This is a genomic window from Acinetobacter sp. ACZLY 512 (genome assembly GCF_023614015.1).
Lineage (GTDB): Bacteria > Pseudomonadota > Gammaproteobacteria > Pseudomonadales > Moraxellaceae > Acinetobacter > Acinetobacter soli.
This window is the reverse complement of record NZ_JAKIVI010000002.1, coordinates 293,483-317,980: the sequence shown is the minus strand read 5'-3', so window position 1 is coordinate 317,980 and position 24,498 is coordinate 293,483. Positions and strand designations below refer to the sequence as shown.

Genomic DNA, 24,498 nt, shown 5'->3' with positions numbered 1-24,498 from the left:
GATTAATACGGAAAATTTGAATCACTAACAAGGAAAACGAAAATTGCCTTTAAAGGTGAATCGTAGATACTCATTTTATTACTTAATTGGAAGCACATGTGATGAAACATACACGCATTCGAACATTCAATACTAAAAAAACTTACCCAGAACAAAAACTCGATAATGACTTATGTCAGGCTGTCGTTGCGCGTGGCAGTACCGTTTTTTTACGTGGGCAAATTGGGCAGAATCTAGACACTTCTGAAAGTGTATGTATTGGTGATGTTCGTGGTCAGGCAGAGCAGGCCATGTACAACATTGATATGCTACTCAAAGAAGCGGGTGGAGAGCTTGAAGATATATGTAAAATCACGATTTATATCATTGATCCACGTTATCGTGAAGAGGTTTATCTGGTTGTAGGTAAATGGCTTAAAGGCATTTTTCCTGTGTCTACAGGTATTGTAGTATCCGCTTTAGCACGCCCAGAATGGCTTGTCGAAATTGATGCGATTGCAGTTATTCCCGATACACCCTAATGAGGAGCATGCCGATGACTTTTTCAATTATTGCTCGATGTAAGAAAACTGGACAGCTTGGTGGTGCTATTTCATCTTCCTCTCCAGCCGTTGCTGCACGGTGTTTACAGGCCAAAGCAGGTATTGGTGTAGCCGCAAGTCAAAATATCACCGATCCCTACTTGGCAAACATTTTGCTTGATATGATCAAATACGACATAACGCCTGCAGATGCGATATCAGAATTGGTCAAAAATACTGATTTTATTGAATATCGCCAGTTGGCATTAGTTAATTTGAATGCTCCACCTGCTGTGTTTAGTGGTCAGCATGTTTTGGGCGTGGCTTCGCAGTGTGTTGGTGAAGATGCTGTTTGTGCGGGTAATTTGTTAGAAAATACAACAGTTCCTCAACAGATGCTGGATGAATTCCAAGCGGCTAAAGGAAGTTTGGCGGAACGCCTGATGATCGCGCTTCAACATGGTTTAAAAGCAGGGGGAGAGGCAGGCCCAGTTCGTTCGGCTGGACTACTTGTTGTTGATAAATTGGAATGGCCCGTCATCGACTTGCGGGTGGACTGGTCTGGGACGCCTATAGATGATTTATATGAACTATGGAAAGTATATGAACCACAAGTAGAGGATTATGTTATTCGGGCATTAAATCCAAGCGACTCTCCGAGTTATGCTGTTCCAGGTGATGAATAATAAATTAATAGTGTTTATTGATAAGGTTTAAAACACGTGCTAAATCGTATTTCATTACGTCAAATACAATATTTTGTTGCCACTGCTGAAAGTGGCAGCATCATTATTGCATCTGAGAAAATTCATGTTTCTTCGCCTTCAATTTCAGCAGCGATTGCGCATATAGAATCAGAGCTTCAGGCACAGCTGTTTATTCGTCAGCATGCCAAAGGGTTAATTTTGACCGATATTGGTGAAAAGGTAATGCAGGAGTGCAAGGTGCTTCTGAGTCAGGCAGATAATCTGTACGCACTCGTTGCAGATTTTTCTGGTTCAGTACGAGGGCCTTTAAAACTCGGTTGCTTTACAGCGTTTGCGCCCATGATTCATGCCGAAGTCATTCAGGGATTCTGTAACTTATATAAAAATGTAACGTTGAATGTATCTGAAGACGATCAAATGGTCTTAATGAATCGTTTAATCCGTAATGAATTAGACGTGGCACTCACCTATGACTTAAATCTGGAAGAGGATTTGATTAACTTTGAATCACTGGCGATTTTACCGCCTCATGTTTTAGTTAGCGAATCTCATCCATTAGCACACAATAGTGCAGTGACATTAGAGGAACTAACGGAGCTACCGATGGTGCTCTTAGACATGCCATATAGTAATGATTATTTTATTTCATTATTTAGAAAGTATAAATTAAGTCCCAAAGTCACTCATTCTTCTCGGCATGTTGATGTTGTTCGCTCTATGGTTGCAAATAATTTAGGCTACACCATTTTAAATGTAAGGCCCAAAAACAATTATTCACTAGATGGTAAACGTTTGGTACGGTTGCGGATTGCTGGTTCACATCGTCCTATGCATATTGGTCTGGCAACTGCAAAAAATGCCACATTAAACACAGTCGCGCAGGCATTTATTAGCCGCTGTCGTGCTTTTATTTCCAATCATTATATTTCAGGCATGACGGATGCTCATTTCTTTGACCCACATATTAAATCTCATGCATTCGATGTTCAGGGACCTGAGTAAATGAATAAGCAGATGAGAAGTTTAGCGTTATTAGAACGGTTAATTGCATTTGATACGACATCTTATAAAAGTAATCTCGAACTGATTGATTACGTAAAGCAGATCTTTGAAGCAAACCAAATCAATGTGCAGCTTAACTTCAACCAAGACAGAACCAAAGCCAATCTATTTGCCAGTACAGGTCCAGAAACTGAAGCTGGTATTTTACTTTCGGGGCATTCTGATGTGGTTCCAGTGACGGGACAACAATGGGATACACCTGCTTTTAATGCTGTAGTTAAAGATGGCCATGTGTATGGTCGTGGTACAGCAGATATGAAAGGTTTTTTGGCCTGCGCCATCAATGCAATGTTGGATGCTTCACAGTATCAGCTGAAAAGACCGTTACAGTTATGTATTTCTTATGATGAAGAAATTGGCTGTATTGGTGTAAGAGGAATTCTGGAACATTTATCTGAAACTTTAATGCCTCCGCTGGCATGTGTCATTGGTGAGCCAACCATGATGCAGATGGCACTGGCACATAAAGGTAAAACTGTTTATCAGGCGCATTGCTGTGGTGAAGAAGGGCACTCCGCCTTGGCGCCGCGCTTTATTAATGCAATTCATGTTGCAGGTCATCTGATTCAATCCTTACAGCAAACTCAGCAGTACATCGCGTTACAAGGGCAGCAGGATCAAGGTTATGACATCCCTTATACGACTATTCATGTGGGAAAGATTGCAGGGGGAACAGCTTTGAATATTGTTCCAAATCAATGTGTTGTAGATTATGAAATCCGGAACTTGGCTGAGGATAGTAGTGCAAAAATTCAAAAATTGATCTTTGATAAAATTAGTGAAGAGTATCAATCGCATATTGAAATTAAGCAAGTGAATCAATATCCAGGACTAAAAACCTCACCGACTGTACAGGCGGTTGAATTTATTCAGCAATTTCTTCCTGTCGATACGACACAGACTAATATTTCGTTTGGGACAGAAGGTGGCCTGTTTCAAAATACCATGAATTGTCCAGTGATTGTTTGTGGACCAGGGGATATCGCAGTGGCGCATAAACCAAACGAATATGTCTCACTGGCACAGTTGCAACAATGTGAAATATTTTTGGAAAAATTAGTGACAACCATTACGGTCTAAACCATCAGCTCTGAATCATGCTGTCAGACAGCATGATCTTTCTGGACGTTCTATTTTTATAAATTCATTGTGCCGATATCTTCATTTGAATATGTCGGTACTGTCTTATTTTTTCACAAGACAGGAAATACTTATCTGCACTGGGTTTAGTCATCGCTTTAAATTTTTAATAGGCTTACTTCACTTTTTCAAAATTACTTATTGTGCCAATTTCCGCTATAACAAAAGTAATTAAATGAGTATTTTAGTGCAGAGGTACCGTATGGATTTTGATTGGACATATACCTTAGGGTTATTGTTAAACAAAAATTTTTGGATGGCAACTTGGACAGTCATTGAGCTGAGTATTTTGGTTTGGTTCATTGGAATTCTATTCGGTTTTGTTTTAGCCTTTGCAAAGCAATCCAGATTTAAGCCTATCGCATGGATGAGCGGTACATATATCTGGTTTTTTAGAAGCCTTCCTCTTTTGGTATTACTAGTTTTTGTCTATAACTTGCCACAAATTTTTCCTGCTTCAAGCGTGGTTTTAGCATCGCCCTTTTTAGCAGGTTTAATTGCCATGACTCTGAGTGAGGCGGCCTATATTGCTGAAATTCATCGTGGTGGTCTGACTTCAATTACCAAAGGCCAAATTGAAGCAGGCAAAGCATTGGGCATGAAATATTTGGGTGTTCAGCGCTTGATCGTGATACCTCAAGCATTTCGCGTGGCACTTCCTTCTTTAGCCAATGAATATGTATCGATTGTAAAAACGACTTCTCTAGTTTCGGTCATCTCGCTGACTGAAATTTTATTGGTTGGCCAACAACTTTATACACGAAATTTTCTAGTCCTTGAAACCATGCTGGCGGTTGCCTTTTATTACGTTTTAATTGTGACGGTATTTGGCTGGTTAATTCAATGGTTCGAGCATAAAATTGATGTCACCCATCGAAAGCCAGGCTTATTAAATGAGCTTGATCCTTTAAATAAGTTGCCTAATATTTCCAATGCATCAATTAGTGCCCGTAAAGCAATCCTACCTGAACGCCAGGGGGAGTATGCACTTGAAGCAACAGATATACATAAGTCATATGGCGATCATGAGGTACTTAAAGGAATTGATCTGAAAGTGCGCTGGGGAGAAGTGATTTCGATTATTGGTCCATCAGGATCGGGTAAAACCACTTTTATCCGGACACTAAACGGTCTTGAGTCTTTAAATCGTGGAACGGTTCATTTGCTCGGTCAACCGTTCCTTAAAGATCATGTGCTCACCGAAGACTCGCCTGAATATAAAAACCAGATTGTGCGTGTCGGGATGGTGTTTCAAAGCTTCAATTTATTTCCACATAAAACAATTCTAGAAAATGTCATGCTGGCACCCAATTATCACAAAATGGGTAGTACCTTAGAGAATAAAGTTACGGCTTTGGCGATGTTAGATAAGGTAGGAATGAAACAGCATGCCTATAAGTATCCTCATCAACTCTCTGGTGGGCAACAACAGCGTGTTGCAATCGCACGTGCACTTGCGATGAAACCATCAATTATTCTATTTGATGAGCCGACTTCTGCGCTGGATCCTGAACTGGTTAACGAAGTGTTGAAAGTAATTGAGGAGCTTGCTCAAGAAGGCCTGACCATGATTATTGTGACACATGAAATGAGTTTTGCTTTTAAAGTTTCAGATAGAGTCATGTTTATGGAAAACGGTTATGTTGTAGCTGAAGATACTCCAGAAAATTTACTAAATTCATCCAACGAACGCTTAAAGCAGTTTATGAATAAAGCTTAACAATTGTGTTATCCGAAAACATTTCTAAGCCTATTTTTATAAAAGAGCCATTTTTCTTAATGGCTTTTTTTTGATTTGTGTAGCAATAGATTGGATTAAGATTTTATTAAGAACTAGATCAGTAAATACAAATTATCAAATACGAAAAATCACCTATATTGGATCTTAGGTGATTACATAACTCAGGTGAAAAGATATGAAAATGAAAGGGGTATTTACAGTAAGTTTGCTGGTAAGTAGTTTAATACTGACTGCGTGTTCTAAAGGCACGGATCAAAGCCATACTTCGCAAGAGACGACCAAAAAAACAACATTAAACCTAGGTTCAGATATGACCTTTCCGCCTTATGAATATTTAGAAGACGGAAAACCTAAAGGAGTCGATGTCGAAATTATGGCCAAAATGGCGCAGCTAGATGGTTCTTATGAACCGAACTGGATCGATACCCGATGGGCGAATCTCATCCCTGGTCTGAAAAGTAAAAAATTTGATGTGTTGTTTTCTTCGATGTATATCACCAAAGAGCGTTTACAACAAATTGACATGATCCCATATTACAAAACTGATATTTCATTATTAGTTCGCGGTGATTCCACTTTAAATCCAAAAGGACCAAATGACCTATGTGGAAAAGTGGTTGGAACAATGAAAGGTACAACGTTTGCAATACAGATACAGGAGATTTCTGAAAAACGCTGCGTGGCTCAAGGTAAGTCAGCTATTAAGGTTAGAGAATTTGAAACTTCACCTCAAACTACTCAAGCGCTTCTTGCGCATGCTGTTGATATTCAGTATGACGATGCAGCAGTGATGGCCAATGCAGTCAATAATTTAGGCAGCAAGGTGAAAATAACGTCTACCGAAGAGTTCTATCCAATTTTAGGTGGAATTGGTATTCGTAAAGGTGACACTGAAACTTATAAAAAAATTGAAGATGGTTTAAATAAAATCAAGGCTTCTGGCGATTACCAAAAGATTCTGGCTGCACATGGCCTAAAAGAGCCTACGGCAGATGATATTGCGAAATTAATGAAATAATGCCCGATACTAAGAGGATAAATTGAATGCTAACTCAAGAACAAATCCAGCAATTTCATCAAAATGGATATTTAGTTGTAGAAAATGTAATCCAGCAAGATGAACTGAACCAGTTGCGTCAACAGCTAGAGGCTTGGGTGAAAGAAAGTTGTCAATATGACCAACCTTGGGGAACAACCATAGATGGTCGTTCAAGATTCGATATCGATCCAGCGGATCATCGCCCTGAGCACCCCTCTTTACGACGGGTCAGTTCACCGACAGAAATTTCTGAGGCGTATTACAAAACGGCTCTCGAGTCGAAAATGGCAGAAATGGCTGGGCAGCTTATTGGTGGAAATGGAACCAAATTTCACCATAGTAAAATTAACGCGAAATTGCCACATACCAGTACCACTGTAAAATGGCATCAAGATTTTCCTTTTACCCCACATACCAATGATGACATGATCACAGCGTTACTCATGGTAGGAGAAGTAACTCAAGATAATGGCCCTTTACAGGTGATTTCAGGAAGTCATCAAGGACCTATCTACGATCATTGGCAGGATGGGCGTTTCACAGGAAAGGTCGAAGCAGAAATAGAGGCACAACAGTGTCAGAATTATGAGTCTTGCATTGGCCCAGCAGGATCAGTCTGTTTTATGCATACACGATTGTTGCATGCTTCTGGTGCTAATCTGACCGCATTACCACGTTATTTATATATTGCAGTTTACGCTGCTGAAGATGCAATGCCATTATCTGATAATCCGTTGCCAAGTGAGCATGAAGGTCATCTGGTCTATGGTGATTTAAGTGGAACTGTTCGTATGACACCAAATCAGCTTAAGCTTCCACAAAAACCAAAGGGCGCGTCATTTTTTGTACAACAAGCTGGCTTGGAAATGAACTAAATAAACAATGCAAAGCTTTCACCATCTAAGCATAAGTTAAATCGAAGCAAGCTTCGATTTAACTCTATTTAAAACCTTTAATCCATAAAACTCGGATCTTCTTTCATTAAAATCATTTTCATCTCTTCAAAATGTGCCTGAGAATAATCATCAATTTTCTCCCAGTCTTTTGCCGTTTTTTCAGCGATATGATCATCTAGAATACTGAGCGCTTGTCCTGTTGCATAAGCATTGACTAGAAGTTGACTTGCACGCTCTATGGTGTACATGTCATCAAATGCAATGCCGATCTTATGTGAACTGACAATCACACCATGATTTCCCATCAATAAACGACTTTTGTCTTGAAGTAGTTGCGTCAAACGTTGACCTTCCGCGCGCTGGTCGGCCATACCTGAATAGTTAAAATCATAAGCCACACGTTGAAAGTAACGCGCACTATTTTGATCTATAGGTAAAATGGTGGGATTCTTTAAACATGAAAGTGTAGTGGTATAAATAGGGTGTAAATGCATAACCACACGAATGTCTGGACGCATGCTATGAATCTGACCATGAATGGTCCATGCAGTTGAATCAATCTCGCCCCGATTAAAACTTTGTGGGTCATCTGCATCAACTAAAACCAAATCACTGGCTTTAATGCGAGAAAAATGCATCCATTTCGGATTGAGAAGAAATTTCTTTCCATCCTCTGAAACTGCCGCACTAAAGTGATTGGCAACACCTTCATGTAAACCCAATTTTGCACATGCACGAAAGGCTGCTGCTAAGTCTATTCGAATTTGTTGTTCATTTAACATTGATTCATCTCACGATTAATTTAATTGAAAGTCTATGACTTTTTACTCGAACTTTTGCATCGCTTTTTTTGGATTAATGGCTAGGAATTTCAAAATTACTTTCTGAAAAGATCTCACGTATAACTTGTGTTAAGCGCATTAAATTTTTTGTGAATGGAATTGAAAGTGAGAGTAAATCTAACTTCATACAAAAGTATAACTTACAACCACTTACAGATGCAGACATTGAGAACTATATGCCGAAGTAATTTAGGATTGACAGAGTTCAATTCAATATCTGTGTTTCATACATCATAGAGTTTCATGGGGAAAACGATGTCAAAGAAAACGTTATTGTGTACAGCATTAAGCATGGCATTTGCCATGTCAGTAAATGCAGCAGATTTAAGTGTGGGGGATTCTAAATCTGATCTAGGTGAATTGTCTGTATCAGGATTTTTAAGAGCTAAATATCAGGATAAAGACTGGTCTTCAAACGATCATAAATTGACGTTTGATGCGGCACGTATCAATTTAGATTATGCCTCACCCCATATTTTTGGTCATGTGGAATATCGCTGTTATCAATTTGCCAAATTGTGTGATTTCGCACCTCTGGTCGATAGCTATATCGGCTATAAGTTTAATGAACAAAATCAGGTTCAGATCGGTTTACAAACGGTTCCCTTTGGGCCAGCACGATTTTGGGAAAGTAATAACTATGGCGGCGTTGTTACACAAATTGGTCTAGAAGATGTGCACAACTTAGGTGCTAGTTATACGTTTAAAGCGACGCCATCGACGACAATTGATTTGGCTTACTTCAATCGTGATGGTGGTAGTTATCATGGAAGTAGTCAGGATTCAAGCCGTTATACATCCAACTATGTACAACCTGAAAATAGTAATCAGACGTATTTAAAAGAAAAAAATATGTGGGTAGGCCGTGTTCGCCAAGATTTGCCATTGCATGATCAACACTGGAAAAGTTCAGTCGGTGCCTCATATTGGGTGTCTGATATTGAAAATAAAACCAATGGACTAGAGGGGAGTCGTAAAGCTTGGTCTGTATTTACATCGATGAGCTATGACCAGTTAACTTTAAGTTTAGTGGGTGGACAAAACAAGGTGGATAATAAAGATCCGATAAATCCTCATACTTCTGTGATGGGCTCATTTGATGACAATTATCTGGTGGCGAATAAAGGTAATTTTTACACCGCAGACCTGAGTTATAAATTTGAGCATGTTGGCAAATTAGATGCGATCACCTTGTATGGAATGTATAGCAAATATCAGAAATCAGTATCGGAATTCAAAGATTCTGAACGTAATATTTTGGGGATGTCGATAGATTATAAGAAATTGACGTTTATTACAGAATATATCATGGGTAAAAATGACTTCCTGATTGGTGGTACAGATCAATCCTATGCTGCTGGTGATGCAACTGGACGAAATAATCTCCTGAACTTACAAATGATTTATCATTTCTAAATGTCCTAAGCCGTTCCATCTTTTGCATTAAGTCTATCGCAGGCTTAATGCATAACTTCAAAACAGATCTAGCCTTTATTTAAGTGTATCGATTGTTTTAATTCCTGAATTATTGGAGTACGAACGTATGCTACAGACTGAACAAAAAATGTTTTCGCGTGACGGTGCGACCGTGATTCGTGGCTTATTTAAAGACTGGGTTACACTTTTGCGCCATGGTGTCGAGCTAAATGAGCAGCAACCTAGTCCAAGCTTTCGAGACTACACGCCTGATCAGCCAGAAAATCGTTTTTGGGCTGATTACTGTAATTGGCAACGAATCCAACCTTTTTACGAATTTGTTTATCAAAGTCCAGTTGGGTAGATTGCAAAAAGTTTGATGCGATCTCGTGATGTCCGTGTATTTCATGAACATGTACTGGTTAAAAGTCCCAATTCATCAAAAATCACACCATTCATGGCGCACCTGGTAATTTATCTAGCGAACATGCCAGACGTGCCGTGTCGTTTCGTTGGTTAGTAGATGACGCGATTTATGTGATTCGGGGGGGCAAGACCTCACCTGAGTATCCGTATTTAAATTTAATTTTAAAAACAGGCGATGCACTACCGATAGATGAATTTCCGTTTATTCCCACACTTTAAAAAAGCCTAGTTCGCTGCATATAGCCAATCTTATTTTTCTTGAGATTGGTTTTCGTATTTATATTAAAAATGATTTATTTAAATGGGTTAAAAGATCATAATAGTTCGATTGAAATTCATACTTAAATAACCAACTAAATTTTATAAATATATTATTTCGTTTCAATACACTTTTTTACTTAATCTCAAGCATATTCAATACTTAATCTAACTGATACGGTATGAATCTTTATGAAAACCTGAGTTCTATAGCCCAGCTACAAGTATGAATCGGGTCGCATAGAGTTAATCAGAAAATCGAGCGACTAAACATCTCATCGATTTAATTTAATGAGATCGATTAATTCGTTTTTTTCGATTCAAGCGTTCTGCTTATATGATTTTCACTTTAGGTAGCAGCTTATTATATTGAAATCATCGTAGTTAGTTTCTTATACATTTCATCAAGGTATTTGATGAAAAAGTGAAGCTGCATTCAAAAACAATACAAGGTAATCAAAAGAGCTATCTTGTAAAGGAACGCAAAGATGAAATTAGATCATATTCAAGTTGATACTGTCGTGGTTGGTGCAGGTCAAGCAGGCGTTGCCATGAGCGAGCATCTAACAGCATTAGGGATTTCCCATCTTGTCATTGAAAAGAATCGTATCGCAGAAGCGTGGAGAAGTAGACGCTGGGATTCATTAGTTGCCAATGGTCCATGCTGGCATGATCGTTTTCCCAATATGACCTTTGATGCCGATCAGGATAGTTTTATTCATCATGACCAAGTTGCTGAATATTTTGAGAAATATGCAAAGCAATTTAGTGCACCGATTGAAACGGGAGTTGAAGTCACCAAAGCCTATAAAAATAAGCATAAAAAAGGATTTACTGTCGAAACCACTCAAGGCGTGATTCAAACCCAGCGTATTGTGGTAGCAACAGGTGCTTTCCAAAAAGCAATTATTCCGTCAATTGCACCCAAACAGCCTGATTTTTATCAAATTCATTCCGATCAATATCGTAATCCACAGGACTTGCCAGAAGGAAATGTATTGGTCATTGGTTCAGGTTCTTCTGGCGTACAAATTGCAGATGAAATCAATCGTTCTGGCCGGAAAGTTTATTTATCTGTTGGACCACATGAGCGTCCGCCACGTCATTATCGTAATCGTGATAATGTCTGGTGGTTAGGGGTATTAGGCGGCTGGGATTATATGAAACCCGATAATAGTCCGCTGAAAGGTCTAGCCGTAAGTGGTGCTCGAGGAGGAGTTAATATTGACTTTCGCCTATTGGCAAATGAGGGAATTACTTTATTGGGTATGACTCAATCTTTTGAAGGCGATAAAATTTATTTCCAAAATGATTTACAGCAAAATCTAAAAGATGGCGATAAAACGCTCCTTAAATTTTTAGACAGTGCTGATGAATATGTACGTCAAAATGAGCTGAATCTACCTTTAGAGCATCATGCCCGTGAGATTCTTCCAGATCCATCATGTGTAACGGATCCTATTCTGGAGCTTAACCTTAAACAAGCCAACATTACAACCGTGATTTGGGCATCGGGGTTTGGTCTGGATTATGGCTGGCTACAAGTCAACACTTTCAATGATCAAGGTCGGCCTGTACACAAACAGGGCATTTCTGATGAGCGTGGTGTTTACTTTCTGGGGTTACCTTATCTGACAGGTCGAGGTTCGAGCTTCATTTGGGGGGTCTGGTATGATGCAAAACATATTGCTGATCATATCCAAATTCAACGATCTTATTTGGACTATCAAACCGACAAAGATTCACTCGACCATAGTGCTTGATGGTGTAGGTTTAACTTAACTTGAATCACGGATAAGTCTTGGATTTAAAAAATGAAGGTCTAGAGTGGTAAGTTTGGTGTAATAACTCAACTGATAGCTTTGTTCCCCGTCTTTCAAGAATCTATTTTTTGGTAAAAATGCTGGTTTTTGGTGAAGAATACTTTTTGAAATAATTGGGCATAAATCTAAATTTATGCCCAATTATTTGTAAAAATCTAAGAAATTAATTGATTTTTGGATAATAAACTTAAATATTGTAGTCCCAGTTTTTCATTTGATAATCCCAGAATTTGCACCACAATTCACAATATTCAGTACATATTTTGGACAGATATTCATAATTTTCTTCAGAGCATGCCTGAGTTAAAATAAACCATAAATCATCTTCGTGATCATCGTCCGCAGCTTCAGCAAACTCATCATCAGATACTCCATGAACATAATAATAGCCACTATCAACAGATCTACCAATCGCTTTCACCGCTTCACGTAGTGCTGGACTAAATAAGATAACTTCTTCTTCAGCAACTGCGAGTAAAGCTGTTACAGATAAATAGCAATTATATGTATTTTCAAGATAGCGTCTTACTTGATCAGAAATAGTAGATGGAGCATAACTCTTTCTATCGTCTTCAGTTATATCTAAAGAATCTAGAAGTTTTTCGTAAAGTGGATAATGAGCATGGTCAGGATGTCCAATATAATATCCACTTTCACTTAGACCTGGTTTAAAACCAAATTCGTCTAATACATTTAAGCTCAGTAAGAATCTTGCTGCCATTTTAGAACCAGAGTTCAATAAAGGCTCTAATTGCTTAGATTGAAATTGTGCCATAAGTAATGCATCTGTAAAAATCTGAACAATTGCATGACGATATTCTAAATGAACATGTTTTAACTGCTCAATGTTGAGCTGGCCACTTTTTAAGATTTGAATTGCAGGATGATTAGAAACTCGATGATTTGTGATTCTCTCACGAAGAGACTTAAGAAAATTAGTATTATTATCCCATGATGTTGCAGGAATCGACTCTTTCATACTCAAAATAGCATTTTGTCTAGGATCATCCAAATTAATTGAGTTCTGATGCATAACCATCTCTTTAATCTTAAGTCAATAATTTTACAGTTAACAGCATGAGTAATATCGCTCAAATGTGCAACTAAAACAAGACAAAATTTACGTATTATCTTATTGTACTTTTTAATCCTCAATTAAATTTTTTATAGAAGTAACACGAAGCCACAAATGCTTAATTAGTATTGATAATCATTATTATAAAAATCTTATATTTTATTTAAAATAAATTTTGTTTCAAAAAAATATAATTTTATATATAATCCAAGAAATTAAGTCCAAATCTGATAGTGTTGAAAGGTAAAAATTGATGTCTAAGAAAGATCAGATTTTAGAAACAGCATTATGCTTATTTAATACCTATAATTACTCTACTGTTGGTATTGATAGAATTATCGAGGAATCTAATGTCGCAAAAATGACTTTTTATAAATACTTCCCTTCAAAAGAAAGTCTGATTTATGAATGTTTACTATTTAGGTCTTCAAGTTTAAAATCTAAGATATTATTAGAGCTTGAAAGTCAAGAGCAACCTTTGGCTCAATTAAAAAAAATTTATGATTGGCATATCGATTGGTTTAATGCAGACGACTTTTGTGGATGTATGTTTCAAAAAGCTATGTTGGATACATTGACAAAATATCCTTCAGTTATTGAACCTATTATTAACTATAGAAAATGGTTGCATGAAACAATTTCGATTATTCTAGAGAGAATGGAAATAAATAACTCATCTGTGAGTGATATATTTATTTTTATTCTAGATGGAATGACTATTCAAAGTAAGGTTGATAATTCGACTATGGATTCACATACTCACTGGGAGTATATTTTGAAAATTATTAGTTTTGAATTAAAATAATAAAAACAGAATCTATGATAAAAATCGATTTGAAAAGAGAGACTATAGTCATCAGTTATGTAATAGCGCTAAACTTATTAGGTATGAAATCCGTCTAACTCATCGTTACTGATACAGTAGGGGGAATATAGCGTTGTAAAAATTTTTCAAGGTAATTTTTATTGTTATAAAGAGATTTATTAGTTTAAAGGAAAAAATAGGCTTAGTTTAAAGTTGTAGTAGTCTAATGAAATCATACGGTGAGTTAGAGCTATAATTTTATTACTGTTAGCCATTAGACTATCGATGGTATTGATAAAAAGGCCAAGCTGGCTGAACAAGAGACATCTATAATTATGTCTTATCTCATACAGCCACTAATATTAAAAACCAATAAGCAATTAAAAGAACAGTTATACTAAAATCTTGGTGTGGTTGGAGATACTAGTACTCACAGTTATTTTACTTAGTCATATATTGATGGGACTTAGGAACTAGGTGCTCTCAATCCATTTTGATCAAGTAACTTTTGATAATCATCATGTTTCTTTAACTCCTGTAGTGCGGTTGATAGAACTTCGAACGTCGCTTTATCATCTTTACGAATCGCCAATCCAATTACTTCTGGATATAAAATATCTTTTGATGAAACGAAAGTCTTATTTTTTACTTTCTCAATCAGATTTTTAGCCACAACTGAATTTTCAAATTGTACGTCCGTGGATTTAGACAATAATGACTGAAGCGCTTCTGGTGAGGTTTCAAATTCACGAATATGGATGGGCTCTTTGTGATTTACCAAACAATACTCTTCAGAGACTTTCTCCAATCTTGGAATCCATGATGCCCCTTTAATCGATCCGACTATTTTTCCGCATAAGTCTTCAGGTTGCTGAGGCACAAAATTTTCATTTAATCTGGCTATCAATACGCCACCGACTTTAGCGTAAGGAATAAAATTAACCTGTTTCTCACGTTCAGGCGTAATATATAAAGCAGAAGCAATCACCTCAAATTTTTTGCTATTCAAGCCAGGAATGAGGTTGGCAAAGCGCGTATCCATAAACTCGGGTTGAAATTGGGTGGATTGGGTTAATAATTTGACAAATTCAATATCAAAACCTGCTGGTTGATTGTCTTTAAAATAAGCAAAGGGTGGATAAGTAAGATCCGATCCAATACGTAATGTTTGCTTTTGTCCTTCTGACGTAGAGTTCTCTTTTGGATTGTTGTCAGAAGATGAGCAGGCGACTATTGAACTGGTTAAGATCACAAGACTAACAGCATGAAGAAGTTTGGAAGTTATGTTTAACATGACTTTATCTCACTTGGATTACATCGAACTTTTAAGTGTTAAACCATGCTGTCCTTGATAAGGCGAGCATTGCGGAGATTGCCAGTCTCGGATAAGTTCAGGATTCAAGTCATAGATTTCAACACCTAATGGACGACAAACTGAAATTGGATCTTGTGCATTAGGACCCCACATTTCAAGAGAAAGATCTCCACCCGGGCAAGTGGATAACGCACAAAGTAGATCAATTTCTGCAAAAAATTCAAGATAATCACCTGCTTTGGCTGGGCTCGCTTTCATAAAATATTTACTCTCATGATTGAGTCCAGTGACTTGAAAAATATTAAGTACATCATGTACATCAAATTCAGTTAAGCCATGTGGCAATATCGCGCGAGTCAGGTTTGAATGGCAATGATGATCAAAATCTTTGCCTGTCAATAATCGATTAATGTAAGGGTCACAACGTGTGCCTAATAAATCATGGATGCGTCCACCATGCTCATCAATTCCATAATCTTTTAATGTATCGTCTGTGATCGTGACTAAAGGACGCATAAAAGGAAGCGTTGACCATAAGCGATCATAGATGCTGACGTGTGATCCTTGTAGTTGACGTGTACGTGAAGCCCACAATCTCTCACGGGGATCATGCGCATTCCAGATATTGAAATCACCTACCTGCGGTCCATGAGGAGCTGTCACCCGAAAGACTTGACCTGCTTTTACTTTCCAAGCAAAACCCGAACGGATCGGTATTTCAAAAGATTCGACCAGAACTCGCTGATCTTTTGCATCACGAATCTGATCGTAAAAGGGTTTATTGACTTCTAAAATTGAATCGGCAGAACTTTGATAAGCTGCTGGATAATCTTGATACATCATCATATTCCTCTATAAGGGTATTCAATAAATTGATCTGACATTTGAATCGGTCAGTACTTTGTTGGATGGTCGAGCTGTAGAATATTTTTTTCTGACTCCATGAGATAAAGCTCTAAGGCTTCATAAGCCGCGTCGAATTTTTGTGTCACTAACAAGTTAAGAATCTGTCGGTCTTTTTGGAGCCATGGACGTTGGAATGTGGCTTCATCGGAAGACAACGCAAATACCAGACGTAATTGCGCTAAAATATTTTGGAAAAAATCAGAGATCAGTCGATTGTTGAGTGCACTTACAAGATGTTGGTGAAACCTTAAACTCATGGTTGCAACCATTTGCCAGTTTTCTTGTTGGTAAGCATCTCTAGCCATATCAATATCAGATTCAAGCAACTGAATTAATTCACCTTTATCCTTTTTTAAGGCATGAATCGCATTTAATTCCAATAATCTTCTGGCTTGAAAAATCTCACGGATATCGGTTTTTTCTAGTCGACGAACAAATACACCTTTATGACGCACATATGTGGTTAAACCATCTGACTGTAATTGGTGTAGGGCTTCTCTTAATGTATTTCGTGAAACTTGATATTTAAGTGCCATTTCACTTTCTATAAGTGCCATGTCGGGGATTAGATCACCTCGAATAATATCTTCACGAATTTGTTGTGTTACGATATTTGCTCGGCTTAATCCAGTTATATTTTGCATGTTTCTTATTCCTGATTTTTGCCAATAAAACGCTGTAACCGTTCATTTTGACTCACTAAAAGTTCTTGAGGATGATCATCTGCAACCACATGGCCGTTTTCCATAAACACCACACGATCTGAGACTTTAAATGCAAAATTCATTTCGTGAGTCACAATCAGCATGGTCATTCCTTCTTGAGCAAGTTGTTCAATGACTTTGAGAACTTCATTGACCAATTCTGGATCTAAAGCAGACGTTGGTTCATCAAACAAGATCACCGATGGATGCATTGCAAGTGCCCGAGCGATAGCGACGCGTTGCTGTTGACCGCCAGATAACTGGTGCGGAAATTTGTTAGCATGTTGTTTCATGCCTACTTTTTCTAGCATGGCAAGTGCTGTAATTTTGGTTGCTAATACAGTGTCATATTTGTGATACAAGGGTGCTAACATGACATTTTCAAGTACGCTTTTATGAGGAAATAAATTGAAGTTTTGGAAGACCATTCCGATATGAACAATTTGCTGTTTATAATTTTTATTCTTTTCTGGTGAAATCTGGCTAGATAAAAATGGATGTCCCATTAAGTTGACTTCACCACGTGTCAAGCTCTCTAAACCATTCAATGTGCGGATAAAGGTGGTTTTACCAGAACCTGAAGGTCCTATGATGGAAATGACTTCACCCCATCGAACATTTAAATTGATTCCTTTTAAAACGTCATGCTGATCATAAGCCTTATGGATATTACGCGCTTCTAGGGCATATTCACCAATATGATCTACCTCAATGTGTTTGCGTTTTTTTATGGCACTCTCAGGTACATTAGCCAAATGATTCAGAGGATCATCGGCAAGTAACAGGCCAGGCTTACGATGTGTGACATCAAATCGTTTTTCAATCCGACTCATGATCCAACTAAATACAGTGACGATGAGTACGTAATAAAATGCCACGACGACCATGGTTTCCATAACTAAAAAGTTTTGGGTATATAGGCGTTGACCAACCAACAAAATTTCGGTCAAGGAAATTACTGAAACCAAAGAAGTTAATTTCACAATGGTAATAAATTCATTCCCTAAGGAAGGGAGGCTGACTCGAAATGCCTGCGGAATAACAATATGAAATTGAATGCCTGAATAGCGTAGCCCTAATGCCTTACCTGCCTCAATTTGTCCTTTATGTACGGCGTTTAAACCTGAGCGATGAATTTCTGCAATATATGCGGCTTCACTGATTACCATTGCAATTAAGCCAGCAAAAAAAGGAGAAGAAAGAAGCACACTGGTTGACGGATAAATTTGAGGTAAATTAAAAGTAAAAACTAAAAGTACGAGCAAAGGTAAACTTCTAAAAAACCAGATATATAGCGCAGAACTTTGAGCTATGACAGGATGACGTGCCTGCTTTGCTAAGGCCAGAATAAAACCCAGAATAATTCCAATAATCCAAACTAAAATACTCAGCTCAACAACCAGTAAACTTGCTTTCCAAAAGGAAATATTCCACAACTGATCTAAAGTATAGTGCCAATCAAATTGCATACTTCCCCCGGGTATTAAAGCTTGTTTGACCAAATGTAGATAAAAGATATTGTTCAACAATATGGTTATTTATACCTAGCATGAAACGTACCAATATTTTTTATTATGAAAATCAATAATTTGTGTTTTATTGAAATTAATATTGTTGAACAATATGATGCATTTATATTGAGTTGCATTATTAAGGTTCAAAAATATGACTCAGAAATAGAGTTGATTTGATCTGAATTGGTTATTTCTTACAGCATGGTTTACTGATTTGAAGGCGTTTTTAAGGTGGCTAAAATAAATTGACTACAGCAAAATGAGCAGCATAGATTTTGAAATACACCACATTAACAAATGTATGGCGCTCTGCTATATTCTGCCCATCGAATATATATTGAGACAGATGTATTGGCGACTCCATTGTGGTACAACGCGGCCTTGGTTTTACTCAAACCTTTGTACCGTTGGCGAATCCGTAAACGTGCCCAGAGTGACGCAGCATACCAGCAAGAATGTTGTGAACGTTTTGGTCCATTTCAGCCTCCTCAACATCGTCATGCCATCTGGTTTCATGCAGTCTCAGTCGGTGAGACCAATGCAGCACAGCCACTCATCGAACATTATCTTCAAGCGGGTCATCCGGTGTTGGTCACCAATACCACCAAAACGGGTCAAGCACGTGCCAAGACGCTTTTTTTAAAACCGCCCTATCAGGATCGTTTTCAAGCAGTTTATCTACCAGTCGATCAGGTGCATTTACTGCGTGAATTTTTTGCGCGTTATCAGCCTAAAATACTAATCTTGGTCGAAACTGAGCTGTGGCCCAATTTGATTGATCAGGCCGCACAACATGGAGTCGCCCGAGTCTTAATCAATGCGCGCCTGTCGGAAAAATCCGCACGGGGTTATGCCCGTGTGGCGGGTCTTACCCGAGGGATGTTGAACAATCTGAGCACATTACTGGCGCAAGACCAGAATACTCAGCAGCGTTATATTGCGTTGGGCCTAGCCGCAGATAAATCCCAAGTGGTGGGTAACATCAAATTTGATATTCATGCACCCGAAGCGGTAGGGTTGCAAGCGGCATCTCTAGTGCAGCAGTGGCAACTCGGCACACGTAAAATAATGGTGCTTGCCAGTACTCATGCACCCGAAGAACAGCAGCTTTTGACTGCCCTTAAAACGCATCTAAATCATGATCCTGCGCTACTTTGTATTGTAGTGCCACGCCATCCCGAACGTTTTGATGAGGTTTTTCGTGTGAGTCAGGATCTGGGCTTAAATACCTCACGACGCAGTCTTGCCGAATCTATCATGCCCGAAACGCAGGTTTATCTGGCCGATAGTATGGGAGAATTGTGGTTGTGGTATGCACTGGCACAGGTTGCTTTTGTTGGGGGATCACTCAATACGCCCGGCGGTGGTCATAATATTTTAGAACCCATGGCACTGGATTGTCCGGTGGTGATTGGGCCACGTTATTTCAATTTTCAAACCATTGTAGATGAGTTTGTTGAGGCAGCAGCGATTGATGTTGCTCCAGATGCGCTTCAGGCAGTCGAGTATTTACTCAGCTATGCCAACGCATCTGCGCAAGCCGCGGCACGTGCTCAACATGCGCAAACCATTTTAGCCCGTAATCAGGGAGCACTGGATCGCCATATTGCGCTGCTCGATGGATATATCACATGAATCTGGTCTTGATTCCACCACAAGAAAATCTCTCTGGGCCATGGCAAATTCATGCACCGCGTCAGGTCATGCATTTGCGCGAGCAACTGAACTTGCAAGTGGGAGATACGCTCAAAGTCGGGATACTGGGGCAGGCACGCTACCTCACCCGAGTGATGACAATCACAGCGCAATCTATCGAGGTAATGCCGCTACAGCAAGAAGCGTGTCCTAAAAAACTTCCAGTTACGCTTATTGTGGCACTGCCACGCCCCAAAGTGCTGCGCCGTTTAATCATGGACAGTGTGACACTTGGTGTTGAGCGAATTTGCCTGATTCACAGCTATCGGGTGGATAAGAGTTACTGGCAAACGCCATTTTTACAGCAGCTTGATGATTATGTACAACTTGGGCTAGAACAGGCCGGCGATACAATTGCTCCAGACATTCAGCTCTACAAACGCTTCAAACCGTTTGTAGAAGATATTTTACCGGACATGATTCAACCAGAACGTCCAGCCTACGTGGCGCATCCGTATAGCGCACAAACCATGCCTATCAATATTTCACACGGCTGTTCACTCATTATTGGCCCCGAGGGTGGCTTTATTCCATATGAAGTCGAACTGATGCAAAAAAACGGCTGCCAGACGTATCAGTTAGGCAGCCGTATTTTGCGAACCGAAACCGCAGTATCTTACGTGTTAGGTCGACTGTTTAGCTGAGTCGGTAGGCGCTGAGGCAGTATGTGGCAATGCTGCGGTCGACTCTTTATGTACTTTTACTTCTTGTACCGGGTAAGGAATATTAATACCTTCCTGATTAAAAGCACGTTTCACTTCAGTCTGAATTTCACTCACTGAGGCTGAAATATTGGTTTCAGTGGTATCAATCCACCAACGCACCGTGAGGTTGACCGAAAAATCGGCCAGCGCTGTCACATTCACACTAAATGCAGGCTGGCTGAGGACATTACGATTGTTGTCCAAAATATTCAAAATAATACTTTTGGCTTGTTGTTCATCGTCGTCATAACCGATGCCGACCACAAATTCACAGCGACGGCGCTGATAAGCGGTATTCACGGTAATGGCACTGGTGTATACCGTGGCATTTGGAATCACAATGCGGCGCCCATCGTAGGAACGAATAAAGGTTGCGCGAATCTGGATATCTTCAACTGTACCTTCCATTCCGTTGACAACAATGTCATCGCCAATACGAAACGGTTCACCCAATAAAATCAGTACGCCAGATAACAGGTTTTGGAAAATATCTTTAAATGCAAAACCAATTGCCACCGAACCGATACCGAGTGCGCTCATGAGCTGGCCTGGTGTGAATCCTGGAATCGCAATCACCAGTGCAATCAGAAAACCGATAAACAAGATGAGGACAGATCCAACACGATTCAGAACCAAGACCAAATTTTGACGGGTATAACTACGATTGGTCAGGGTTTTATCAACGAATAGTTTAAAGACTTTGGTCAACAACCAGAAAACTAAAAATACGACAAGCGCGATACATAAATAAGGAATACGCTCCCAAAAACTATCTACAATTTTATCAATTGCAGTATAAGTTTCATGGTATTTCTCGGTATGCTGTAGAACGGATTGAGTGGTTTTTTGCCCCGCTTGTTGCAATAGCATCGCTGTATCTGATGCGACCTGATCTAGTTTATTTTCTTCAGACACTCGAATTCCTGATGTGATAAAAGTTAAGAGAAAAGTAATGCGAAAGTGTAGTATGAACTGTATATTCGCTCAACCTTTCACATATTTTGTTTAGAAATAACCAGTGTGTGACTGAAGCATTAAATGCTGTAAATCGATATTGCCAGTACTCATCATAAAGTGCATGGCTTGTCCAAAAACCAAAATACTCATCACAAACATCAGCACGACCAACCATCCCATCAGCTTTTCTAAAAAACGAGAAGGTCGGGGTGGACCATAATCATTTACCCCAGATGAACCTGGCGCGATCAGTAAATACAACAATAGAATCCATTGAATCACGGGCAGTAAAAACAGCAGGCTCCACCAGCCAGAATGATTGGTGTCGTGTAAGCGTCGAATGATAAGGAGCAGATGAAGATAGATAAATAACAACGTGCCAGCGAGCAGCAACCACCCCGAGCCATCGAGCCATAATGCAAACCCATGATCGTACAGTGTTCCGAAATCAAGACGAATTACACCTAAGCCGAAGTGAAGCAATAACAGCAATGCAATGGGTAACAAATTAAAGAAACCATACCAGCCCAAGTAGCTTAAACGATTAAAGCGCCCTCGAGTCGAAAAGGGGTGATCGTTACGGCGTGCAGGGTGTGATGACCAGTCGGAATGATCGGTTGAGGTAGAATGCATATCATCCTCCTGTTGAAGCGCTGCCTGAAACGTCAAGATAGATGCGGATACAGGCAATCGTATGAATGTCTTCAAGAAATACTACAACCAACATACAAAAAATGTTGAATCTTTGGGTGTTTAAATTGTTTCGAATCTGATAGGTTGAAAAATATACGACCAAATGCGTATTGTCAGGCCCAACCACGTGTGTGGATACTGTTTCAGCAACAACAAAAAAAGATCAAACACAGTGTCGGTTAAAAAAGCCTCGTGATGGGGCCTAAAAATCAAGGAAGTGATACTATGAATGAAATCTATCCAGTACCAGAAGAGTTTAAAAAAACAGCCCGAACCATTGAAACCGATTATTTGGCGCGCTATCAGCAATCAATCGATGACCCTGATGGATTCTGGGCAGAAGAAGCCCGCAATGTCGATTGGATCAAGCCATTTACACAAGTTAAAAATACCAATTACGCGGCCGATGATTTTAAAATCGAATGGTTTGCCGACGGGCAATTAAATGTATGTGCCAACTGTCTGGATCGACATCTTAAAACACATCCGCACAAGCCTGCCATCATTTGGGAAGGCGATCATCCATCACGGCATAAAATTATTTCTTTCAAAGAGCTGTATGAAGAGGTGTGCCGTTTTGCCAACGTGCTAAAAAAATATGGCATCGAAAAGGGCGACCGTGTGGTGTTGTATATGCCAATGGTGTCTGAAGCGGCGATCGCCATGTTGGCCTGTGCACGGATTGGTGCGGTGCATTGTGTGGTATTTGGTGGTTTTTCACCCGATTCGCTCGCCAGCAGGATAGAAGATTGTCAGGCTAAACTGGTGATCACTGCCGATGCCGGTATGCGTGGCGGTAAGTTACTGCCATTAAAAGAAAGTGTCGACGAAGCCCTAAAAGTTAAGGGAACCGAGTCGGTTGAGCATGTGATCGTGGTTCATCGCACAGGTAATCCGGTTCGCTTTCAAGAGGGCCGTGATCTTTGGTATCACGTGGTGATTACCGAAGTGAATGATGTATGCCCACCCGAACCCATGAATGCAGAAGATCCGTTATTTATTTTGTATACCTCCGGCTCGACGGGTAAACCCAAAGGTGTACTGCATACCACAGGTGGCTACTTGGTGTACGCCACCACCACATTTAGAGAAGTTTTTGATATCAAGCAAGATGATGTGTATTGGTGTACTGCCGATGTGGGCTGGATCACGGGACACAGTTACCTGATTTACGGGCCACTGTCGAACGGTACCAGTACGCTGATGTTTGAAGGTGTACCGCAATATCCGACGTGGGCCAGAATTGGACATATTATCGATAAGCACAAGGTCACCATTTTATATACTGCCCCAACGGCAATACGCTCCATGATGCGTGAAGGCGATGCCTATGTACGTGAAAGTGATCGGAGCAGTTTACGATTACTGGGCACGGTGGGTGAGCCGATTAATCCGGAAGCGTGGTCATGGTATTACAACGTCGTGGGAGAGGGACGCTGTCCGGTGGTCGATACTTGGTGGCAAACCGAAACTGGCGGAATTTTGATTGCACCACTTCCGGGTGCAACCGACCTAAAACCGGGCTCGGCTACACGTCCATTTTTTGGTGTGCAACCTGCACTGGTAGATGGTGACGGACATGAAATTGAAGGGGCTGCCGAAGGCAATCTTGTGATTAAAGATGCTTGGCCGGGACAGATGCGAACCATCTGGGGCGATCCGAAACGGTTTATTGAAGCTTATTTCTCGACTTTTCCCGGGCGTTACTTTACCGGCGATGGTGCACGTCGTGATGAAGACGGTTACTACTGGATTACCGGACGAGTCGATGATGTGTTGAATATTTCGGGACACCGCTTGGGTACAGCCGAGATCGAAAGTGCACTGGTTGCGCATCCGCATGTGGCTGAGGCTGCGGTGGTGGGTATGCCGCATGACATTAAAGGGCAAGGCATTTGTACCTTTGTGACGCTACAGGCAGGTGTGGAAGAGTCTGAAGAATTACGTCAAGAGCTGGTACAGTGGGTGCGAAAAATACTGGGACCGATTGCCACCCCAGACGCGCTGCACTGGGCACCTGCTTTGCCCAAAACCCGCTCTGGAAAGATCATGCGGCGCATTTTAAGAAAAATTGCGGCAAATGAGCTAGACAGCTTGGGCGATACCTCCACCTTGGCAGATCCCGCCGTGGTTGAACATCTGATTCATACGGTATACCCAGCGTCGAAAGTAGCCACTTAAGTACTGACAGCATCTCCTGCTTAAGTGAGCAGGAGGTGTTTTTATTTTATTGTTTTGAGCAAAGCTATGCCTAAATTT

Annotated in this window: 23 protein-coding genes and 1 pseudogene; 16 read left to right on the top strand and 8 right to left on the bottom strand. The window is 39.8% G+C overall.

Features of this window, described 5'->3' with window-relative positions; all coding sequences use genetic code 11:
• Positions 1-101 precede the first annotated feature (101 nt).
• The 8 genes and pseudogenes from L2096_RS03915 (at position 102) to L2096_RS03880 (ending at position 7,085) form a co-directional block, all read left to right on the top strand.
• Positions 102-521: a RidA family protein gene (locus tag L2096_RS03915; RefSeq protein ID WP_250364913.1), complete on the top strand. Its 420-nt coding sequence runs from the start codon at positions 102-104 to the stop codon at positions 519-521.
• Positions 522-535: 14 nt separating this feature from the next.
• Positions 536-1,207 carry a DUF1028 domain-containing protein gene (locus tag L2096_RS03910; protein ID WP_171493582.1) on the top strand — a complete coding sequence of 224 codons (672 nt, stop codon included), beginning with the start codon at positions 536-538 and terminating at the stop codon, positions 1,205-1,207.
• Between the two features lie 36 nt (positions 1,208-1,243).
• The gene (locus tag L2096_RS03905) at positions 1,244-2,230 is read left to right on the top strand and encodes a LysR family transcriptional regulator (RefSeq protein ID WP_151764343.1); all 987 of its coding nucleotides are present in this window, start codon (positions 1,244-1,246) and stop codon (positions 2,228-2,230) included.
• A complete protein-coding gene (argE, locus tag L2096_RS03900; RefSeq protein ID WP_250364912.1) occupies positions 2,231-3,370 on the top strand; it encodes an acetylornithine deacetylase in 1,140 nt (379 codons plus the stop codon). It abuts the gene before it with no gap.
• Positions 3,371-3,605: 235 nt separating this feature from the next.
• Positions 3,606-4,283 (top strand): annotated as a pseudogene (locus L2096_RS16135) (amino acid ABC transporter permease); the annotation flags it as partial.
• 105 nt (positions 4,284-4,388) lie between these two features.
• Positions 4,389-5,150, top strand: coding sequence for an amino acid ABC transporter ATP-binding protein (locus tag L2096_RS16130; RefSeq protein ID WP_250364953.1), 762 nt, complete (start codon positions 4,389-4,391; stop codon positions 5,148-5,150).
• 196 nt (positions 5,151-5,346) lie between these two features.
• Positions 5,347-6,189, top strand: a complete 843-nt coding sequence (locus L2096_RS03885; protein WP_151764340.1) for an ABC transporter substrate-binding protein — start codon at positions 5,347-5,349, stop codon at positions 6,187-6,189.
• Between the two features lie 26 nt (positions 6,190-6,215).
• Positions 6,216-7,085 (top strand): phytanoyl-CoA dioxygenase family protein, encoded by an 870-nt coding sequence (locus L2096_RS03880; protein ID WP_208476719.1) that lies wholly within the window; start codon positions 6,216-6,218, stop codon positions 7,083-7,085.
• 77 nt (positions 7,086-7,162) lie between these two features.
• Here the strand turns inward: L2096_RS03880 and L2096_RS03875 are convergent, their stop codons facing one another.
• Entirely contained in the window at positions 7,163-7,888 is a 726-nt protein-coding gene (locus L2096_RS03875; RefSeq protein WP_250364911.1) for a class II aldolase and adducin N-terminal domain-containing protein, read from the bottom strand.
• A 315-nt stretch (positions 7,889-8,203) separates the two neighbouring features.
• Here L2096_RS03875 and L2096_RS03870 point away from each other — a divergent pair, with 315 nt between their 5' ends.
• The 4 genes from L2096_RS03870 (at position 8,204) to L2096_RS03855 (ending at position 11,811) form a co-directional block, all read left to right on the top strand.
• A complete protein-coding gene (locus L2096_RS03870) occupies positions 8,204-9,364 on the top strand; it encodes a hypothetical protein (protein WP_250364910.1) in 1,161 nt (386 codons plus the stop codon).
• Between the two features lie 127 nt (positions 9,365-9,491).
• Positions 9,492-9,728: a phytanoyl-CoA dioxygenase family protein gene (locus L2096_RS03865; RefSeq protein ID WP_250364909.1), complete on the top strand. Its 237-nt coding sequence runs from the start codon at positions 9,492-9,494 to the stop codon at positions 9,726-9,728.
• A 137-nt stretch (positions 9,729-9,865) separates the two neighbouring features.
• Entirely contained in the window at positions 9,866-10,009 is a 144-nt protein-coding gene (locus tag L2096_RS03860; protein WP_250364908.1) for a hypothetical protein, read from the top strand.
• 527 nt (positions 10,010-10,536) lie between these two features.
• The gene (locus L2096_RS03855) at positions 10,537-11,811 is read left to right on the top strand and encodes a flavin-containing monooxygenase (RefSeq protein ID WP_250364907.1); all 1,275 of its coding nucleotides are present in this window, start codon (positions 10,537-10,539) and stop codon (positions 11,809-11,811) included.
• A gap of 247 nt (positions 11,812-12,058) precedes the next feature.
• Here the strand turns inward: L2096_RS03855 and L2096_RS03850 are convergent, their stop codons facing one another.
• Complete coding sequence (locus L2096_RS03850) at positions 12,059-12,904, bottom strand: hypothetical protein (protein ID WP_250364906.1); 846 nt, start codon at positions 12,902-12,904, stop codon at positions 12,059-12,061.
• Positions 12,905-13,199: 295 nt separating this feature from the next.
• Between L2096_RS03850 and L2096_RS03845 the strand changes: the two genes are divergently transcribed.
• Positions 13,200-13,751 carry a TetR/AcrR family transcriptional regulator gene (locus L2096_RS03845; RefSeq protein WP_250364905.1) on the top strand — a complete coding sequence of 184 codons (552 nt, stop codon included), beginning with the start codon at positions 13,200-13,202 and terminating at the stop codon, positions 13,749-13,751.
• Between the two features lie 466 nt (positions 13,752-14,217).
• Here the strand turns inward: L2096_RS03845 and L2096_RS03840 are convergent, their stop codons facing one another.
• The 4 genes from L2096_RS03840 to L2096_RS16045 are packed head-to-tail and all read right to left on the bottom strand — an operon-like array spanning position 14,218 to position 18,145.
• Positions 14,218-15,045 carry an ABC transporter substrate-binding protein gene (locus tag L2096_RS03840; protein ID WP_250364904.1) on the bottom strand — a complete coding sequence of 276 codons (828 nt, stop codon included), beginning with the start codon at positions 15,043-15,045 and terminating at the stop codon, positions 14,218-14,220.
• 18 nt (positions 15,046-15,063) lie between these two features.
• A complete protein-coding gene (locus tag L2096_RS03835; RefSeq protein ID WP_243897819.1) occupies positions 15,064-15,912 on the bottom strand; it encodes an urea carboxylase-associated family protein in 849 nt (282 codons plus the stop codon).
• Positions 15,913-15,959: 47 nt separating this feature from the next.
• A complete protein-coding gene (locus L2096_RS03830; RefSeq protein WP_250364903.1) occupies positions 15,960-16,616 on the bottom strand; it encodes a GntR family transcriptional regulator in 657 nt (218 codons plus the stop codon).
• Positions 16,617-16,621: 5 nt separating this feature from the next.
• Positions 16,622-18,145, bottom strand: coding sequence for an amino acid ABC transporter permease/ATP-binding protein (locus tag L2096_RS16045; RefSeq protein ID WP_284444895.1), 1,524 nt, complete (start codon positions 18,143-18,145; stop codon positions 16,622-16,624).
• 396 nt (positions 18,146-18,541) lie between these two features.
• Here L2096_RS16045 and L2096_RS03815 point away from each other — a divergent pair, with 396 nt between their 5' ends.
• Together L2096_RS03815 and L2096_RS03810 are read left to right on the top strand one after the other, a co-directional pair.
• On the top strand, positions 18,542-19,825 hold the full coding sequence (locus L2096_RS03815; protein ID WP_250364902.1) for a 3-deoxy-D-manno-octulosonic acid transferase: 1,284 nt from the start codon (positions 18,542-18,544) through the stop codon (positions 19,823-19,825).
• The gene (locus L2096_RS03810) at positions 19,822-20,529 is read left to right on the top strand and encodes a 16S rRNA (uracil(1498)-N(3))-methyltransferase (RefSeq protein ID WP_250364901.1); all 708 of its coding nucleotides are present in this window, start codon (positions 19,822-19,824) and stop codon (positions 20,527-20,529) included. The genes L2096_RS03815 and L2096_RS03810 overlap by 4 nt, the downstream gene beginning before the upstream one ends.
• Here L2096_RS03810 and L2096_RS03805 read toward each other — a convergent pair.
• Both L2096_RS03805 and L2096_RS03800 read right to left on the bottom strand, forming a co-directional pair.
• Positions 20,509-21,459 (bottom strand): mechanosensitive ion channel family protein, encoded by a 951-nt coding sequence (locus L2096_RS03805; protein ID WP_227264946.1) that lies wholly within the window; start codon positions 21,457-21,459, stop codon positions 20,509-20,511. The two genes, L2096_RS03810 and L2096_RS03805, sit on opposite strands and share 21 nt — an antisense overlap.
• Before the next feature lie 135 nt (positions 21,460-21,594).
• On the bottom strand, positions 21,595-22,179 hold the full coding sequence (locus L2096_RS03800; protein ID WP_048765289.1) for a DUF805 domain-containing protein: 585 nt from the start codon (positions 22,177-22,179) through the stop codon (positions 21,595-21,597).
• Positions 22,180-22,464: 285 nt separating this feature from the next.
• On the opposite strand from L2096_RS03800, the gene acs reads away from it, so the two are divergent.
• Positions 22,465-24,420, top strand: coding sequence for an acetate--CoA ligase (acs, locus tag L2096_RS03795; protein WP_250364900.1), 1,956 nt, complete (start codon positions 22,465-22,467; stop codon positions 24,418-24,420).
• Positions 24,421-24,498: the final 78 nt, after the last annotated feature.

Coding starts and splice junctions, on each gene's coding strand:
- L2096_RS03915 (WP_250364913.1), top strand. CDS start 102: ATGAAACATACACGCATTCGAACATTCAATACTAAAAAAACTTACCCA.
- L2096_RS03910 (WP_171493582.1), top strand. CDS start 536: ATGACTTTTTCAATTATTGCTCGATGTAAGAAAACTGGACAGCTTGGT.
- argE (WP_250364912.1), top strand. CDS start 2,231: ATGAATAAGCAGATGAGAAGTTTAGCGTTATTAGAACGGTTAATTGCA.
- L2096_RS03885 (WP_151764340.1), top strand. CDS start 5,347: ATGAAAATGAAAGGGGTATTTACAGTAAGTTTGCTGGTAAGTAGTTTA.
- L2096_RS03880 (WP_208476719.1), top strand. CDS start 6,216: ATGCTAACTCAAGAACAAATCCAGCAATTTCATCAAAATGGATATTTA.
- L2096_RS03875 (WP_250364911.1), bottom strand. CDS start 7,888: ATGTTAAATGAACAACAAATTCGAATAGACTTAGCAGCAGCCTTTCGT.
- L2096_RS03870 (WP_250364910.1), top strand. CDS start 8,204: ATGTCAAAGAAAACGTTATTGTGTACAGCATTAAGCATGGCATTTGCC.
- L2096_RS03865 (WP_250364909.1), top strand. CDS start 9,492: ATGCTACAGACTGAACAAAAAATGTTTTCGCGTGACGGTGCGACCGTG.
- L2096_RS03855 (WP_250364907.1), top strand. CDS start 10,537: ATGAAATTAGATCATATTCAAGTTGATACTGTCGTGGTTGGTGCAGGT.
- L2096_RS03850 (WP_250364906.1), bottom strand. CDS start 12,904: ATGCATCAGAACTCAATTAATTTGGATGATCCTAGACAAAATGCTATT.
- L2096_RS03845 (WP_250364905.1), top strand. CDS start 13,200: ATGTCTAAGAAAGATCAGATTTTAGAAACAGCATTATGCTTATTTAAT.
- L2096_RS03840 (WP_250364904.1), bottom strand. CDS start 15,045: ATGTTAAACATAACTTCCAAACTTCTTCATGCTGTTAGTCTTGTGATC.
- L2096_RS03835 (WP_243897819.1), bottom strand. CDS start 15,912: ATGATGATGTATCAAGATTATCCAGCAGCTTATCAAAGTTCTGCCGAT.
- L2096_RS03830 (WP_250364903.1), bottom strand. CDS start 16,616: ATGCAAAATATAACTGGATTAAGCCGAGCAAATATCGTAACACAACAA.
- L2096_RS16045 (WP_284444895.1), bottom strand. CDS start 18,145: ATGCAATTTGATTGGCACTATACTTTAGATCAGTTGTGGAATATTTCC.
- L2096_RS03810 (WP_250364901.1), top strand. CDS start 19,822: ATGAATCTGGTCTTGATTCCACCACAAGAAAATCTCTCTGGGCCATGG.
- L2096_RS03805 (WP_227264946.1), bottom strand. CDS start 21,459: ATGCTATTGCAACAAGCGGGGCAAAAAACCACTCAATCCGTTCTACAG.
- L2096_RS03800 (WP_048765289.1), bottom strand. CDS start 22,179: ATGCATTCTACCTCAACCGATCATTCCGACTGGTCATCACACCCTGCA.
- acs (WP_250364900.1), top strand. CDS start 22,465: ATGAATGAAATCTATCCAGTACCAGAAGAGTTTAAAAAAACAGCCCGA.